At 42.0% G+C, this 15,985-nt stretch carries 15 protein-coding genes; 10 read left to right on the top strand and 5 right to left on the bottom strand.

Features of this window, described 5'->3' with window-relative positions; genetic code table 11:
- The first annotated feature begins 130 nt into the window (after positions 1 to 130).
- Genes ACFSUB_RS15140 through ACFSUB_RS15130 form a run of 3 tightly spaced genes read left to right on the top strand, consistent with a single transcriptional unit; the run spans position 131 to position 5,698 of the window.
- Positions 131 to 2,170 carry a TerB N-terminal domain-containing protein gene (locus ACFSUB_RS15140; RefSeq protein ID WP_380714263.1) on the top strand — a complete coding sequence of 680 codons (2,040 nt, stop codon included), beginning with the start codon at positions 131 to 133 and terminating at the stop codon, positions 2,168 to 2,170.
- The gene (locus ACFSUB_RS15135) at positions 2,160 to 3,554 is read left to right on the top strand and encodes an ATP-binding protein (protein WP_380714096.1); all 1,395 of its coding nucleotides are present in this window, start codon (positions 2,160 to 2,162) and stop codon (positions 3,552 to 3,554) included. Before ACFSUB_RS15140 ends, ACFSUB_RS15135 begins: the two co-directional genes overlap by 11 nt.
- An 8-nt stretch (positions 3,555 to 3,562) precedes the next feature.
- Positions 3,563 to 5,698, top strand: coding sequence for a DEAD/DEAH box helicase (locus ACFSUB_RS15130; RefSeq protein ID WP_380714095.1), 2,136 nt, complete (start codon positions 3,563 to 3,565; stop codon positions 5,696 to 5,698).
- 64 nt (positions 5,699 to 5,762) lie between these two features.
- On the opposite strand, the gene ACFSUB_RS15125 is transcribed toward ACFSUB_RS15130, so the two are convergent.
- Positions 5,763 to 5,969 (bottom strand): hypothetical protein, encoded by a 207-nt coding sequence (locus ACFSUB_RS15125; RefSeq protein WP_380714094.1) that lies wholly within the window; start codon positions 5,967 to 5,969, stop codon positions 5,763 to 5,765.
- 117 nt (positions 5,970 to 6,086) lie between these two features.
- Here ACFSUB_RS15125 and ACFSUB_RS15120 point away from each other — a divergent pair, with 117 nt between their 5' ends.
- Both ACFSUB_RS15120 and ACFSUB_RS15115 read left to right on the top strand, forming a co-directional pair.
- The gene (locus ACFSUB_RS15120; protein ID WP_380714093.1) at positions 6,087 to 6,323 is read left to right on the top strand and encodes a hypothetical protein; all 237 of its coding nucleotides are present in this window, start codon (positions 6,087 to 6,089) and stop codon (positions 6,321 to 6,323) included.
- 272 nt (positions 6,324 to 6,595) lie between these two features.
- Positions 6,596 to 7,333, top strand: a complete 738-nt coding sequence (locus tag ACFSUB_RS15115) for an SDR family NAD(P)-dependent oxidoreductase (protein WP_380714092.1) — start codon at positions 6,596 to 6,598, stop codon at positions 7,331 to 7,333.
- A gap of 159 nt (positions 7,334 to 7,492) precedes the next feature.
- Here ACFSUB_RS15115 and ACFSUB_RS15110 read toward each other — a convergent pair whose 3' ends face one another.
- Positions 7,493 to 8,032: a GNAT family N-acetyltransferase gene (locus ACFSUB_RS15110; RefSeq protein WP_380714091.1), complete on the bottom strand. Its 540-nt coding sequence runs from the start codon at positions 8,030 to 8,032 to the stop codon at positions 7,493 to 7,495.
- 34 nt (positions 8,033 to 8,066) lie between these two features.
- On the bottom strand, positions 8,067 to 8,480 hold the full coding sequence (locus tag ACFSUB_RS15105; RefSeq protein ID WP_380714090.1) for a hypothetical protein: 414 nt from the start codon (positions 8,478 to 8,480) through the stop codon (positions 8,067 to 8,069).
- Positions 8,481 to 8,797: 317 nt separating this feature from the next.
- Here ACFSUB_RS15105 and ACFSUB_RS15100 point away from each other — a divergent pair, with 317 nt between their 5' ends.
- The 4 genes from ACFSUB_RS15100 (at position 8,798) to ACFSUB_RS15085 (ending at position 13,355) form a co-directional block, all read left to right on the top strand.
- Positions 8,798 to 9,592 carry a DeoR/GlpR family DNA-binding transcription regulator gene (locus ACFSUB_RS15100; protein WP_380714089.1) on the top strand — a complete coding sequence of 265 codons (795 nt, stop codon included), beginning with the start codon at positions 8,798 to 8,800 and terminating at the stop codon, positions 9,590 to 9,592.
- Positions 9,567 to 10,907 carry a four-carbon acid sugar kinase family protein gene (locus tag ACFSUB_RS15095; protein ID WP_380714088.1) on the top strand — a complete coding sequence of 447 codons (1,341 nt, stop codon included), beginning with the start codon at positions 9,567 to 9,569 and terminating at the stop codon, positions 10,905 to 10,907. Before ACFSUB_RS15100 ends, ACFSUB_RS15095 begins: the two co-directional genes overlap by 26 nt.
- Positions 10,870 to 11,880, top strand: a complete 1,011-nt coding sequence (gene pdxA, locus ACFSUB_RS15090; protein ID WP_380714087.1) for a 4-hydroxythreonine-4-phosphate dehydrogenase PdxA — start codon at positions 10,870 to 10,872, stop codon at positions 11,878 to 11,880. Before ACFSUB_RS15095 ends, pdxA begins: the two co-directional genes overlap by 38 nt.
- 104 nt (positions 11,881 to 11,984) lie before the next feature.
- Positions 11,985 to 13,355 (top strand): GntP family permease, encoded by a 1,371-nt coding sequence (locus tag ACFSUB_RS15085; protein WP_380714086.1) that lies wholly within the window; start codon positions 11,985 to 11,987, stop codon positions 13,353 to 13,355.
- Between the two features lie 432 nt (positions 13,356 to 13,787).
- Here the strand turns inward: ACFSUB_RS15085 and ACFSUB_RS15080 are convergent, their stop codons facing one another.
- The gene (locus ACFSUB_RS15080; RefSeq protein WP_380714085.1) at positions 13,788 to 13,937 is read right to left on the bottom strand and encodes a VOC family protein; all 150 of its coding nucleotides are present in this window, start codon (positions 13,935 to 13,937) and stop codon (positions 13,788 to 13,790) included.
- A 380-nt stretch (positions 13,938 to 14,317) separates the two neighbouring features.
- Positions 14,318 to 14,509: a hypothetical protein gene (locus tag ACFSUB_RS15075; RefSeq protein WP_380714084.1), complete on the bottom strand. Its 192-nt coding sequence runs from the start codon at positions 14,507 to 14,509 to the stop codon at positions 14,318 to 14,320.
- A 296-nt stretch (positions 14,510 to 14,805) separates the two neighbouring features.
- On the opposite strand from ACFSUB_RS15075, the gene ACFSUB_RS15070 reads away from it, so the two are divergent.
- Entirely contained in the window at positions 14,806 to 15,930 is a 1,125-nt protein-coding gene (locus ACFSUB_RS15070) for an NADH-dependent flavin oxidoreductase (protein ID WP_380714083.1), read from the top strand.
- Positions 15,931 to 15,985 lie beyond the last annotated feature (55 nt).

Raw genomic sequence — 15,985 nt, 5'->3', positions numbered from 1 at the left:
ATACATACATAGATGGAGAAAAAAATGTCTGAGAAATGACAACATCGTAACCTTATATAAATCATACCATACAGATCCTGAACTTTTACTAAAAAGATTGGAAAGACAAAACTCTAAGAAGAAAGTATCAATGAAGAAAGAAAAGAGAAACCGAGAAAAACCAGTAGTAAGACATCCATCTATTTTTTATTCTGAAACTGATATCATTTTACCAACATACAATCACCTCGAGACACCTGCTTCAATTATTCAATCTGTGCAGCAAGCACAAAAAGAAAATAGAAACTCTTCGTCATCAAAGGGTATTACCATTACCTATCATACCTCTTCAAACGAATTCATAAAAAAATCAGTAAAATATAACAATAGAACACAGCAGCAATGTAAAGAGATACCCCTTCAAGCCTATTGGACTACCTTTGATCATCTTAATGAAAAGCAATTTAAGTGGTACATTTATTGGAGACAGGAAGCACTAAAATTAAATTTTATGGAAGTGGACTTGAGCTATATAATACTGTTTGGTTATGAACTTATTAACTATTCATTTAACAGCAAAGCGGCATTTAATGTCTCTATGATGGTTCATTTACTCGAAAATTATAAAGAGCTTCATCCCAAACTTGAAAAATATTTCTCTACCTGGATAGCGGATATGCTTTATGAATTAAAGGAACCGGAATTGGCTGACGTATGGGAGGATAATCAAGCCTTTTATAGAGTGCCGAAATTGTACAATGAATTGCAGCATAAAGAAGCAGACAAAATTTCAATGAACATATGGCACAAATATATTTACAATTATAAAGAGACAAAATTCTTTCAAGAACATAAAAATAAAATTTACAAGACATTTAAAAAAAGTATTCTAATGCTTCAATCCATTCATCAAGAAAATAACAGCACACTGCTTAATGAGTGGTTTGAGATTAATCAAACCAGAGAGATTCGACGATTATTTACTTCTGCCGTTGTTGAAAGGGACGTAGATGACACTCATATTTATGTGACTTCCTTTAGTATTAAAAATGCATTGAATGAAGAAATAACCAACCTATTTCGACTTTCAGAGAATATTACAAGAAAGATGAATGGAGTAAACAGGCAAATAAAAGTAGAAGAAGAAAATTTACCGAGCGGGTTGAAAGAAAATATGGAATCAAACTTTATCACAGGTGATTACGAAGAAGAGGAAGACCGATTTCAAGTTGTTCAACAAAAAACGAAGGAGGAACAAGGGAGCGCAATACCTGCTAAGCCAAGTGAAAACAATACAGAAACGGAAACCCCTAATGAAGATAAAGCTGGAGTAACGTTTGATGCTGCATTGATTAGTAAAACCGTTTCGGATACGACCGATCTAGTAAACACTGTGGAAGAAATGGAGGGGGAAGAACGTAAAGAGGAAGAAGCAACAAACACTTTTCAGTCTGCAGTTTCTTACTCAAGCACTGAAAACAGCGGGGTTCCATCCAATAATGAAACTGAGCCTGCTTTTCAAACTATGTTTGATGTTAACGATGACGAAGCAGAGGCGGAAGATATGAAAACATCCTTTTCTTCTTCATTAAAAGAACAAAAAACGAAGGAGGAACAAGGGAGCGCAATACCTGCTAAGCCAAGTGAAAACAATACAGAAACGGAAACCCCTAATGAGGATAAAGCTGAAGTAACGTTTGATGCTGCATTGATTAGTAAAACCGTTTCGGATACGACCGATCTAGTAAACACTGTGGAAGAAATGGAGGGGGAAGAACGTAAAGAGGAAGAAGCAACAAACACTTTTCAGTCTGCAGTTTCTTACTCAAGCACTGAAAACAGCGGGGTTCCATCCAATAATGAAACTGAGCCTGCTTTTCAAACTATGTTTGATGTTAACGATGATGAATCAGAGGCGGAAGATATGAAAGCATTCTTTTCTTCCTTGTTATACGAAGAATTGCAGTTCTTCAACCTCTTTCATAATGATGTTCTGGACATCGCTGATGCAGAATCATTCATCAAGCAGAACAATCAAATGCTGAATGTGTTTATAGCAGGTATTAATGAAAAATCTAACGAACATTTAGAGGACAATATCGTAGAACTAGGTACCTCTTCAATCGTGATAATGGAAGACTATTCTGATCTATTAAATGAAATGAAGGAGGAATGGCAGCATGAAAATTAAGAAGCGGGACTCATCGGCAGTCATAGACTCTCTTTCAAGTGGAGTTGTGCCACGCAGAGGTATCCATCACATCATGGTGGGAAGAGCAGAGGAAGCCAATCAAATACTCAGTGATTTGGAAAATGTAAAAGAAGGAGCTTCCATTGTAAAGTTTTTCATTGGTGATTTTGGCAGCGGTAAAAGTTTTATTCAAGGACTTATTCAACAAGTAGGTTTTCAACAAAAGTTTGTAGTTACCAGTGCGGATTTTTCGCCGGAAAAAAGACTTTATGGAAGAAACGGCATGGCTCTTAATTTATATTCAGAATTAATGTCAAATTTGGCAACATCTACTTCTCCTGAGGGGAACGCATTGTCGGTCATTCTTGAAAAGTGGATCAATACGATTCAAATGGAAGTTGTACAAGAACGTGGTTATGATGGGATAGATTTTTCAAATAGAGCCTTTGTGAGAGAAGTCGAAGAAAAAATAACGAAACTTGTTTCTGAAATGGATGAATTAACAGGTGGATTCGACTTTGCAAAGATTATATCAGTTTATTATAAAGGTTATGTCGAAGATAACCAGGAAGATCGCCGGAATGCTTTAAGATGGCTTCGAGGAGAGTATCCTAATAAAACGGAAGCGAAGAAAGATCTCTCAGTCAGCGATATTATTGATGATAGTAATTACTATTCCTATCTAAAAGTATTGTCTCAATTCGTAAAAGAAATTGGATATTCAGGTTTGATTCTTAATTTCGATGAAGCCATTAATCTTTATAAAATAAACCATGCTCAGGCACGGGAGAAAAATTATGAAACGATCTTGAATATGTTTAATGATGCGCTGCAAGGAAGTTTGGAAGGACTTTATATAACCTTTAGCGGAACGAAAGAATTTCTTACAGATGAACGGAAGGGTCTCTACAGCTACGGAGCATTAAAGAGGCGCCTGGAAGTAAATAAATATGAAACAGAGCAATTTCGTGATTTATCACAGCCGGTAATTCAACTATCTCCATTGAAGCACGAAGAAATTCTAGTACTTTTGCAAAAGATAAATGAGATTCATGCTCACCATTTTAATTATGTTTCGGATGTGACAGAAGAAGACTTAAAAGGTTTTATTATAAAAGAATTTTCCGTCCCGGGAGCTGAAAAGTTCACAACCGTGGGGCACATTGTAAAACGCTTTATTGATGGCTTAAATATTATGAATCAAAATCCGGATTTTGATAGGAATGAAATATTTGGACAAAACGTTGATTCTAAAGATAATAAATCCATATCTAATACAAGGGAACAAGTAGAAGAAACCAAGCATGAGCCAGCAGACCTTGAGGAAAATCAGGATACACCATCATCTAATGATGACATTATGAATCGTTTTTCACAATCTTAGGAGGAACTATGAATACATTCCAATTGCTTTCGGAGAATATTCAACGAAAGATATGGGAAGAACAGTGGACCAACTTTTATCCCGTTCAAGACAAAACAATTCCCGTAGTGATGAACAGTGATAAAGACGTAATTATTTCCTCAGGCACGGCTTCAGGTAAAACAGAAGCAGCATTTTTTCCTGCTATTTCTCTGGTAGAGAGAGAAGCAGTTGAACAATTAAAGATAATATATATTTCTCCATTAAAGGCTTTAATCAACAATCAATTTGAGAGAATAGAGAAGCTTTGTGAAGATAGCTATATCCCGATTCACCGCTGGCATGGAGATGTTTCTCAAAGTCAAAAAAGAAAAATGACAAAAAAACCTGCCGGCATTTTGCAGATAACTCCGGAATCTATCGAGAGCCTGTTCATCAATCGTACAGAGCTGCTTCAGAAAATGTTTCAAAACGTTTCCTTCATTGTGATAGATGAGATTCATGCTTTTATCGATAAAGAGCGAGGAGTGCAGCTTCGTTCTTTGTTATACCGCATGCAGGCATACGCCATTCAGCGGCCCAGAATAATAGGATTATCTGCAACCATCAATAATTCCGAGTTAGTCAAAAACTGGGTGAACCCGGAACAAACCGAAAAAGTAGAAATGATAGAATCTGCCGAAAGTGATAAAAAATTATTATATAACTTAATACATCTTGAATCAAAAGAATCTGGGAAGAAACCTCTTGCATTGTTCGAAGATATACGAAAGCTCACAAAAACGATGAAAGCTATCATATTTTGTAATAGTCGTGGGGAAGTAGAAGAAGCAACGCATATGTTAAATAGATTGTCAGATCAAGAAAATCAAACAAAACCTTATTATGCTCATCATTCTTCTATTGATAAAGCAGAACGGGAGCATGTGGAAAAAGTTATGTCAGAATCCCAATCACCTAAGAGCATAGTTGCCACTAGTTCTCTTGAACTGGGCATTGATATAGGATCAGTAGATATAATTATTCAACTGGATAACACGTTTACCGTTTCTTCTTTAAAGCAACGCTTGGGACGGTCCGGGAGAAAAATTAACACAAATCAAATACTACAAATGTATACGACAAGTGAGGACAGCCTGCTCCAATCTCTAGCTGTGATGGAATTGAATTTAGAGAAATGGGTAGAGCCCGCAATAGGATATCATCTGCCTTTTGATATATTATTTCATCAAATATTGTCTATACTCCAGGAAAAGAACGGGATGACCTCATCTGCTTTAAAAGAGTTGATAGCCTATATCGAGATTTTTCAGGATATAGAAGAAGAATATATTAATGTAATGCTGGAGAGCATGGTGACGGAAGAATACATAGAAATTATTCACGGAAGTAATGAAATGATCGTTGGACTGGAGGGAGAACGAATCCTGAGACATCATGAGTTTTATTCCGCTTTTAAAACTTCCGAAGAATATGAAGTGAGACAAGGCGCGAAAAAAATAGGGAGTATTGATAAAGATCCTATGTACAATCCAGGTGATAATATTATATTAGCTGGAAACTTGTGGACAATCCAAGAGATCGACGAAAAGAAAAATAAAATATATGTGAGTACTGCTGTAAATGGAAAACCGCCGAAATTCACAAGCGGCGCTGCTAAAACTCATCCAAAAATTGCGGAGAAAGCCTTTGCTATTCTTTGTTCAAATGAAACCTTCACTTATGTGAATGAAGATGCCAATGACACTCTAAACGACATGAGGAAAAAATATCACATGTTAAATTTGAACATTAAACAGCGGGTTATATGGGAAGCAGAGGGCGCTGAAAACCTTCTATTTGAAACGTATACCGGTTCCACCATTGTGCAGACGCTGGTATGGATGTTGCGAGCCAAAGACATATCTGTAAGTTCAATTGACCAACTTGGCAGAATTGAACTAAGATCCGATAAGCAGGAAATTCTTGATCAGCTGTATGATATTAAAAAGCAGAAGTGGCAGCCTGATGATTTATTCCCATACATCAAAGAAGATGAATGGTTTTCTTCCAAATATTCAGTTTATTTGCCAAGTATTTTACAACGATGTATGCACGCTGCTCACGAAATGGATATTACCGGAGTTATAGATTTTCTGGAGAGATATGAGATTATAACCAGCTGAATGAATAACTATTTATAATTGATGCCTGCATCTACTTCTGAATTAATAAGTTCACAGAATTCATCTATTTCCGGTTAAACCTATTAAGAATCCGAGTTTCTGCGGAATCTTTTGGGCGGACGCGTCCTTGCCGTAAATTTTTATTCTTGATTTGAGCAGTGACATGGTTTATTGTGTCTTGATTTTCTTTAGAACTTTTATGTACCCGGCTTTCCATATCTTTTAGATGAAGAGTGGTCATTGTTTTATCACCCTTTGCATTCTTTGCCATATACACAAGCCCCTCTTGTACAGAGATGATGTGTATAGTGTATGCTGATTATATCATATTTATTCTTACTTTTCCTGTAACCAGGTACGCTTCCATTTTTTAAAGGAGTTGAAAGGTATGAAGGCATTTGGCTATGCGGCTTTGGCCACTGTCATTTTATTTTTTGCAACAATATTCATAGTGTCTCCTATCCTATCTAATATAGGGTATGATTCTGCTGAATCCAGCTATCATTTAACGACCCATGCCTTGCTCATTACACTCATTTTCACTGTTATCTTTTGTACCATCGCGGGGGCTAGGTACATCGTGGAAGAGGTTGAAAGGATCATTCATCATAAGAACGAAGAATAGGGCATGATGTATGCCGCGGGACAAAAAGGCTTTTCGCAGGCTGCATCGGAAAAATCGTTGAACGCCGATAAAACCAAAATGGCGCCGGTATGTCACAGCAGACCGCCGATACAATAAAAAAACATCCAATTTTATTTGGATGCGCAGGGTCATCAACCGCATTACCGGCGGCTTCTTCCATACATCGCTTTGTGGTGTGCCGGCGTGTTATGATGAGGCATAATCAAGTTGCGTAACCTTGTGTCAGAAGGCAGGGTGGAAGGAGAGAAACAATGCCGGATGTAACAAATCAAGTGATTCTTATAACAGGCGCGAATCGTGGTCAGGGAAAAGTGATCGCGGAGCATCTTGCCACGCTCGGGGCCAGAGTCGTGATCGGTGCACGGAATTATGACAGCGCACGTGAGGTGGCGGCGGAAATAGGAGAGGATCACGCGTATCCGGTGCAGTTGGATGTCACGCAGGAATCCGAGTGGAAAGCGGCAGTGGACGAGGTGGTCAAGGCATTCGGTACCATCGATGTGCTCGTCAATAATGCCGGAGCCCTGACGCGCAAACCATTCACGGACCTCACCCCGGAGGATTATCAGCACATGATCAATGTGAACCAGCTCGGCGTATTCATGGGGATGCAGGCCGTTACCCCGTATATGGAGAAACAGCAGAAAGGGTCCATCATTAACAATGTATCCGTCTCGGCGTTTGCGCCCATCCCTCAATCGTCCGCCTACGCGGCGACAAAAGCATCGGTTGTTGCGATGTCCAAAGCTGCGGCTGTGGAAATGGGGCAGAAAGGTATCCGGGTTAACATGATTCATCCAGGAGGGATCGAGACCGAAATGGCCACCGAAGGCCAGGGAGTTCCGGATGCGTACCAATCGGTTCCGCTCGGACGCATCGGCCAGCCGGAGGAAATCGCCAGCGCTGCTGCATTTCTAGCCTCGGATGAAAGTTCGTACTGCACGGGAACAGAGATTGTGGTCGACGGCGGGATGACGCTGGGAAGCTAGACGAAGCAGCCGGGATTGGAAAGTCGCCGATAAGTTGCGCCGAACCGCCGATAAAATCGAAGCAACCGCCGATTCCACAACCGAAACCGCTGATATATGAAAAAAAGCGCCGATATTGACAGCGCAGCCGCCGATTCATCAGCGTGGCTGCGCGTTTTTTTATTCCTCCCAAAAAGGCCAGGAGTACTGCACGACGCCGCCCTGCGCCTTGTCCAGGGCATGTTCTGTTAGCTCCAGCACCATAAAGGCTTCGGGCGGTACCTCAAACGGCGCTTGAATGTCCCAGTGGTTCGCCCGCTCGAAGCCGAATTTGGCGTAATACTCCGGATGCCCGAGCACCACGACCGACGAAAACCCAAGTTCTCGGGCCCGTCTCAGCGCATCACGCATCAACTGCGTGCCGATGCCCTGATTCTGACGTTCCGGCGCCACCGACACAGGCGCAAGCGCCAGCGAATCCACAGCGGACCCGTTATCCTCAATAGTGATCCGCGAGAGCAGAATGTGACCGACGATGTGCTTGCCGCTGTCGAGCGCCACAAGCGACAATTCCGGAATAAATGCCTCTGACTCCCGCAGGTTCTCAACGAGCACGTGCTCCGTCGGATCGCTGTAGGTCTCATCCCCAAATGCCCGTTTTACCAAAGTTTCCGTGGCGTTGTAATCTGCAAGGGTCTCCTGTCTGATCGTAATATCCATGACCTTTTCTCCTCTGTTTTGTTATTTTAAAAATCTACATACTCAACAACCAAGGTGGGTAGATGGGAAGAATACCATAAAGACTGTACACTGCTTCAGCCGGTACCGGCTTTCTGTACATCAGCCAGCCGAATACGGAAGACCGGAATACGACACGAAAATCCGCTCCCAGCTCCTGCTGCATGCGTTCCGTTAATCGTTTCCCTTCTTTATTATGGGCCGTCTCCAGCACCAAACCTCCCGGAACCAACCGGTCGTCATGGTCCCAATCGATCCATTCCCCGTACCGAAGCACCCAATTCATCAATTCTGTCCTTAATTTCTTGGAAAGGGGAAGGTCCTCCAATTCCAGATTACACGAACAACGGTGGCACCACACAGGATCTGCGGCAACATCCGCTTCCACTCGTAATTCCGTTCTATCATTTTTTTCGCAAAAACACGGCATGAACATCTTCTCCTTAAATGTTGATGTATCTCTTCAGAGCTCAGTGTAAAGCCTCCTGCATGTTTTTCGAATGCCCGCAATATCCATAAAGAAATTTTAAGAAAACTACTCATGCACTTTTATTTCATATTTATTTTAGCATAGAACTTCTGATAAAAAATTGTCCTGTGTCTCCCAAACTGATTTATATGATAGAAGTGGAAGAACGGCTTTTATTGGACTTAATGTTCGATTTAAACACATTTCATTGACAAAATTGTTTGAATAGAACATAATTAACTCACATAATGATAAAAATAAACAATAGGAGAAAGATAGTGAACGTAGATGAACGAAGAGCAAAGATTATTGAAATGTTAAATCAGAAGAAAAGACTGGATATCGAGAATCTTACCGATTTTTTTGATGTATCGACGATGACCATCCGCCGGGATTTGACTCAACTAGAAAAGGATGGCGAAATCATTCGTACCCACGGCGGTGCTGTTACTACAGATAGTGAAAAAGAAGAGACCCCCTACATTCAAAAAGAAAGTGCTAATAAGGAAGAGAAAAAAATAATCGCTTCCAAAGCAGCGGGGCTGGTTCATCCTCATGCCACCATTATTCTTGATTCCGGCACTACAACGCTGGAACTGGCAAAGTGTCTAAAGGAAAAAGAGAATCTCAGAATTATCACTAATGATATTCTTATTGCTGCTGAACTACTCTACAGCCCTGTCGATGTCATTGTGGCAGGCGGCGAACTGCAGAGGGATGTAGGGGCAATGTTCGGTACGTATACCCAGGATCTGATAGCATCTTTGCATGTCGATCAGTTTTTTCTTGGTGCACATTCCGTGGATACAGCAGGTGTTACAGCTCCGACACTGGAAAAGGCTCGAATTAAACAGCTCATGATGGAATCCGCTTCCAAAACGTGGCTTCTGGCAGATTCCAGTAAATTCGGCCAAAAATCTTTTGCTCATGTCAGCCCTTTGAATAAACTGGATGGAATTATTTCAGATGATGGATTACGCAACACAGAATCCATTGATTTGTACCATGAGAATGTAATGCTTGCTGATGGTAAAGGAGGGTGGGAGGATGAAGATTGGAATGATAGCCGATGATTTAACCGGGGCGAATGCGTCGGGAGTTCGATTATCTAAACAAGGTTTCCGAACGTCGACCATCATGTACAGTGCTGGTATTCCGGAAGAACCTTATGATGCGATTATAATGGATACGGACAGCAGGTACATGGAAGAAAACAGAGCAAAACACCGAGTTGAAGCTGCTCTTGCTGAGCTTGATACATGGGGAGCAGAAGTGTTGTCCAAACGAATGGACAGTACACTTCGTGGAAATGTCGGAGCGGAAATCGATACAATTCTACAGCAGAAAAATAATGCAGTTGCTGTAATAGCTCCTTCGTTTCCGGATTCCTCAAGGATTGTTTCGGGTGGCTACATGTTGGTCGAGAATGTTGCTTTAGAAAATACCGACGTTGCTGCCGATCCTGTAAAGCCGTTAACTCAATCCTGGGTTCCCGGTATTATAGCAAATCAAAGCGATTATAAGGTCGACTCTATCTATCTAGATGATTTATTGAAGTCAGCAGAACACGCCACCAAGGTATTAACAGACAAAATAAACAATGGGGCACGCATTATATGTTGTGATGCTGTTTCGAATAAGGATATCGAAACAATAGCAGGAGCCATGAAAAACATTGACGGTCCTTTCCTTTTTCCAGTTGATCCAGGACCGTTGACGGCAAATTATGTGAAACAGCTCTCTCATGAAAAATATCAGGAAAAGAATCCCGTTTTAGCATTTGTCGGTAGTGCCACGGCTTTAACAGGAAGGCAGTTGGAGTACGTTACAGAAAAAATGGGAGCTCAAGTAATACATGCAGATGCAGAGATGCTTGCAAGTTACACGGATACGTGGATAGAAGAAGTAGAACATGTTGCTGCCCAAGCCGGCCAGCAGCTGCACACCAGTGAAATTCTTATCATTACAACCCATAAACCAGGGTTTGGATTGATTGATTTAAAAAAACAGTCGTCAAAGGAAGGATACAGCGAAGACGCACTTGCGAAGCGAATAGCTGATGGGTTGGGCAACATCTTCAGAAAAATTATGCAGGACAATGACCTATCAAAAACAGCCTGTTTTTCCAGCGGTGGTGATGTAACGGCTTCTATCTGTGCTTTTGCCCGGGCAAACGGCATTGAGCTGAAAGATGAAGTGCTGCCCCTTGCCGCCTATGGACAACTGGCTGGAGGATATTTTCATGGCCTTCCCGTTATTACTAAAGGGGGAATGATAGGAGATGATACGGCCATGTATAAATCGCTGAAATTTTTACAGACAACATTAATGGAAAGAGGAGGAAATAACCATGATACAAAAAGCAGCAATTGCTATACCAATGGGTGATCCAGCCGGCATAGGGCCTGAAATAACAGTGAAGGCATTAAATCAGCAGGATGTTTATGAAGCAGGAAAACCGTTCGTTATTGGTCAGACAGATATTTTACAAAAGGCTGTGGATGCAACAGAGGTAAATCTTAAAATTAACGAAATAGCTGATCCAGAAGAAGCAGACTATAAGTTTGGACAGGTAGATGTTATCAATTTAAACAACGTAGATACTCCGTCCTGGAAATATGGAGAAGTGCAGGCTCAATGTGGATGGGCATCCTATGAGTATATAACAAAAGCAGTGGAACTTGCTCAGGATAAAAAAGCAGATGTCATTGCTACTACTCCCATTAATAAGGAATCTCTGAGGCAAGCAGAAGTTCCTCATATTGGTCACACCGAAATACTGGCTGATATGACAGATATTAATGACCCTCTAACAATGTTTGAAGTACGTAATCTTCGTATCTTTTTCTTGACCCGCCATCTATCATTAAAAGGTGCCATTGATCAAATGACGTCAGAACGAGTACACGATTATTTAAAACGATGTGATAATGCATTGAAAAGAATAGGTGTTGAAAACAGAAAGATGGCCGTTGCAGGGTTGAATCCTCATAGTGGAGAAAATGGATTGTTCGGTATGGAAGAGGTAGATGAAATCACACCTGGAATTGAGAAAGCCAAACAGGATGGATTGGACGTAGAAGGTCCAGTGCCTGCGGATTCTGTTTTTCATCAGGCTCTACAAGGAAAATATGATGCTGTCCTATCGTTGTATCACGACCAAGGGCACATTGCCGCCAAAATGACTGATTTTGAGAGAACGATATCCATTACTAATGATTTACCGTTTCTACGTACCTCTGTAGACCATGGAACAGCGTTTGATATCGCTGGAGAAGGTATTGCAAGCTCGGTAAGCATGGAAGAATGCATTAAACTAGCAGCTAAATATGCTCCACATTTCAAAAGCGCAGTAACCTAAATAAGAAATGTGAAGGAATGAGGTTAAATCAAAAGCGGAATAACGATTCCATTTCCGCTTTTGATTTTCCTATATAAAATTAATAAAAAGGGAGAGGTGAGAAAATGGAAGTGTCAGGTACTCAAATGATTGTTGGTCTCATACTCGGGATATTTGTTTTAATTATGCTGGTGCTGAAGACAAAAATTCATGCGTTTGTAGCTCTTTTAATTGCTGCATCGATTACAGGACTCATTGGTGGAATGAATCCCCCTGATGTTATAGAAGCTATTACATTTGGATTTGGAGACACTCTAAGTACGATTGGTATTGTCATCGGTCTTGGTGTTATGATGGGGAGAGTACTCGAAGTCTCAGGTGCAGCAGAACGGATGGCGTACACTTTTATCAAGTGGCTGGGCAGAAAGAAGGAAGAATGGGCGATGGCATTAGCGGGTTACGTTGTATCCATACCGATATTTGTGGACTCCGCTTTTGTTATATTAATGCCTTTAGTGAAAGCGCTATCATCAAAAACGGGTAAATCGGTTGTCAGTTTAGGTGTAGCTTTGGGTGTAGGTCTTACAGCTACTCACCATGCTGTACCTCCAACTCCGGGGCCGCTTGGGGTAGCTGGAATTTTTGAAATAGACGTAGGCCTGATGTTGTTATGGGGACTTGTCTTTGGAATTCCTATTATAATTTCCGGCGTATTCTATGCAAAATGGATTGGGAAGCGTATCCATCAAGTGCCGACAGAAGATGGATTAGATTTCGTCCGTCCCGAATCACCAGCAAACCTGGAAGAATATTATGACCTTCAAGAATCAAAAAACCTTCCCGGTTTTGGTATATCAGTTGCTCCTATCGTGATTCCTATCATCCTAATATTTATGAACACCACCCTCGATGGAGTGGGAATAGAAGGTATATTTGCTGATTATGCAGCATTCTTTGGTTCTCCAGTTGTAGCTGTGGCCATTGGGCTGATTATTGCGATATATGGACTTTTCAATAAATTGAGGCAAACGGATGCTATGGAACGGATGGAAGAAGGAATGCAGACGGCCGGGATTATACTACTGGTTACAGGTGCAGGTGGCGCCCTTGGGCAAGTACTAAGAGAAAGCGGAAGTGGAGATTTTATCGGAGAACAGATTGCATCCACTCCATTGCCACCTGTTTTAATTCCATTTTTCATAGCTACTGCCGTCCGCCTTATACAAGGCAGCGGCACTGTTGCCATGATCACAGGAGCATCGATTTCTGCCCCCATTATTGCAAACATGGATGTGAATATGGTGTTTGCTGCCATTGCAGCTACCTTAGGTTCGACGATTTTCTCCTACTTCAATGACAGCTTGTTCTGGGTTGTGAACAGAATGCTCGGCATTAAGAATGTGAAGGAGCAGTTGCTTGTTTGGTCCATACCAACTACTGTCGTTTGGTTTGTTTCTCTTATTATGTTGGTCGTCGTCAACAGTCTGTTCGGGTAAAGCTGCATGGTATATAGAGTATAAAGCGATAAGAATGGCCCTGGTGTTTGAACCCAGGGTCTTATTACTTGTTTAAATAATTTATAGTTAAAGGGAAAAGGGAGTGTAAGATTGTATTCACACTAATCTGGTTGATATTATCTACTACTCCACATGGCTGCATCACCCGGCAGTATCCAGGGCGAGTTTATAGGAAGAAGAACATACGGGAAAAACCACGTTATTTATTTAATTCTTCCCAATGACTCAAATACATCCGTTCTGCGAGTTATTTGGGATTATCCATTTTACGAATAAGTTCTAAACTATTATTGTCAAGGTCATTAAAATGAATTTTGACATGTGTATAATCCTTATTCGGCATCACAAAAGGTTCAACTGGTTCAAATCCAAAAGCCTCCCGGAGTGGACATCCTTTATTTTCGAGCCAGCTTACGGAACTCTTTTATCCTTTTCAATCCACAAAAATGCGAGTCTATCTTCCACGATATGTTCAAGTTCAAGCCCAAGATCAGTGTAGAAATCTATCGAACGCTTTAAGTCGCTTACTGGTAAATGGGCTTCATATAACCCTTTAATCACAATAAGACCTCCTGGATAAAAAGCATATGTATAGTCAACCTATCTCTGTCCGATTATTTGTAATGGTAATATCCATAAAATGAAGTGCCACGAATGAAAGGGCAACGGATAAGGTTGTCTTTAATCGATGCCTGCAAACAATCACCTTCCCACCGCCAGTGCAATGAGCAGCAGCCAGCATAATGGTTCCTTCCGGAAGAAGAAGCGGAAGTCCAAAAAACCAAAGCACGCTGGTGACAAGAAACAGAAGCAGTACCCAGGCAGACTGCCCGAAAACGTTCATGCGCTTAAAACATGCGCAGCAACTCGTACTCACTTTCTATCTTTCCTATGGGTCCATTATAGAAAGACAATCAAAAAGCTTTCAAAAATAAGGTGTGTTACTTATTTTTAACCTTTTTCGTGACAAAATCAATAAACTGAATCAATACACCTGCAAGAACAATCCCAGCTATTACCCATAAAAAGTACGCAGGAAAATCATCAGGTGTGCCTTGAGCCAAATAAATTATTTGATAAATAATGAACAAACCTAAGCCTATTTTCTCTACGATAATACCCAGCAATCTCATATTAAACCATCCATTCCAGTTCGAAAACGGATTTCATTTCTACAAACATTGAAACATAGGAAAGGAAAGCCAGCCATAAATAAGCGATGACTCGACATAAGAACAATCATTACGACAAAAATCGCAATGATGATCTGTATGTACATGACGGTATCGTCTCTCGCTGAATAGACACGTATCTTACCGCCAACCAAGTGCTTTGGTACGTTCGCTGTATTCGGACGATGATAAGCAGTATGCTCGCGAAGCCCTGTTGCCTCATGCTATAGTCTATTGGCAGAAGGAGGATGTACACCATGAATGATAAATTTACCCCGCTATTTCAACCGTTACCATTGCCGAATGGAGTCACCTTAAGAAACCGCTTCGTCCTGGCACCACTGACCCACGTGTCCTCTAACGAAGACGGTACCATTTCTGACCGCGAGATCCCGTATATCGAGAAACGGTCGGAGGACGTGGGGCTCGCCATCACCGCAGCAAGCAACGTAACAGCGTTAGGCAAAGCCTTCCCCGGGCAGCCGTCCATCGCCAGGGATTCAGACATTGAAGGGCTTCGCGAGCAGGCCTCTGCGATGAAAAAACATGGCGCAAAAGCTGTGGCCCAGATTCACCACGGCGGGGCCCAGTCCCTCCCGGCATTGACCCCGGGCGGTGATGTGGCTGCGCCAAGCGAAATGGAGCTGGCAAGCTTTGGCGAGCCGCAAAAGCATCAGGCCCGTCCAATCACACAAGAAGAAATTGAAGAAACGATCCAGGCGTTTGGGGAAGCCACCAGACGTGCCGCTCAGGCCGGCTTTGACGGCGTGGAAATTCACGGCGCCAACCATTACCTGATTCAGCAGTTTGTCTCCCCGTATTATAATCGCCGGGACGATGAATGGGCCGATCCATTTAAATTCCCTCTCGCTGTGGTGAAAGAAGTAACCGACGCAGCGAAAGAGCATGGGGGCGACGATTTCATTGTCGGCTACCGCTTCTCCCCGGAAGAAGCCGAATCCCCGGGAATAACGATGGATTTAACAAAAGAGTTGATTAATCAATTAGCCGGGCAGCCACTCGACTATTTGCACGTATCCCTGATGGATATTCATGCTGAGACACGGGAAGGTTCGTATGCAGGACAGAAACGGATTCAATTGATCCACGACTGGATCGACGGCCGTATGCCATTAATCGGTATTGGCTCCATTTTCACAGCGGAGGATGCGCTGAAGGCTCTTGAGACCGGCACCGAATTAGTCTGCCTCGGACGGGAGCTGCTGCTCGACTATCAGTTTGTCCGGAAAATCCAGGAGGGCCGCGACCAGGAAATCAACGCCACCTTCGATCCAAATGAGCCGACGAAGTATCACCTCCCCGAACCGCTATGGGAGCAGCTCTACAACGGATTCTATCCGCTGCCACGACGTGACGCCTAATCTCTGTTTCTGGACCCTGGATACAGATCAACTGAAAAATGAAGGAAATAATCCC

Source organism: Salibacterium lacus, assembly GCF_042684865.1.
GTDB classification, from domain to species: Bacteria; Bacillota; Bacilli; order Bacillales; family Marinococcaceae; genus Salibacterium; species Salibacterium lacus.
This window is presented reverse-complemented; position numbering and strand designations above follow the sequence as displayed.

What these genes read in the sequence shown, in the direction of transcription:
- ACFSUB_RS15115 (WP_380714092.1), top strand. Translation starts at nt 6,596, where the DNA reads ATGCCGGATGTAACAAATCAAGTGATTCTTATAACAGGCGCGAATCGT.
- pdxA (WP_380714087.1), top strand. Translation starts at nt 10,870, where the DNA reads ATGATACAAAAAGCAGCAATTGCTATACCAATGGGTGATCCAGCCGGC.
- ACFSUB_RS15110 (WP_380714091.1), bottom strand. Translation starts at nt 8,032, where the DNA reads ATGGATATTACGATCAGACAGGAGACCCTTGCAGATTACAACGCCACG.
- ACFSUB_RS15130 (WP_380714095.1), top strand. Translation starts at nt 3,563, where the DNA reads ATGAATACATTCCAATTGCTTTCGGAGAATATTCAACGAAAGATATGG.
- ACFSUB_RS15120 (WP_380714093.1), top strand. Translation starts at nt 6,087, where the DNA reads ATGAAGGCATTTGGCTATGCGGCTTTGGCCACTGTCATTTTATTTTTT.
- ACFSUB_RS15135 (WP_380714096.1), top strand. Translation starts at nt 2,160, where the DNA reads ATGAAAATTAAGAAGCGGGACTCATCGGCAGTCATAGACTCTCTTTCA.
- ACFSUB_RS15105 (WP_380714090.1), bottom strand. Translation starts at nt 8,480, where the DNA reads ATGCCGTGTTTTTGCGAAAAAAATGATAGAACGGAATTACGAGTGGAA.
- ACFSUB_RS15075 (WP_380714084.1), bottom strand. Translation starts at nt 14,509, where the DNA reads ATGAGATTGCTGGGTATTATCGTAGAGAAAATAGGCTTAGGTTTGTTC.
- ACFSUB_RS15125 (WP_380714094.1), bottom strand. Translation starts at nt 5,969, where the DNA reads ATGGCAAAGAATGCAAAGGGTGATAAAACAATGACCACTCTTCATCTA.
- ACFSUB_RS15095 (WP_380714088.1), top strand. Translation starts at nt 9,567, where the DNA reads ATGAAGATTGGAATGATAGCCGATGATTTAACCGGGGCGAATGCGTCG.
- ACFSUB_RS15140 (WP_380714263.1), top strand. Translation starts at nt 131, where the DNA reads ATGAAGAAAGAAAAGAGAAACCGAGAAAAACCAGTAGTAAGACATCCA.
- ACFSUB_RS15070 (WP_380714083.1), top strand. Translation starts at nt 14,806, where the DNA reads ATGAATGATAAATTTACCCCGCTATTTCAACCGTTACCATTGCCGAAT.
- ACFSUB_RS15085 (WP_380714086.1), top strand. Translation starts at nt 11,985, where the DNA reads ATGGAAGTGTCAGGTACTCAAATGATTGTTGGTCTCATACTCGGGATA.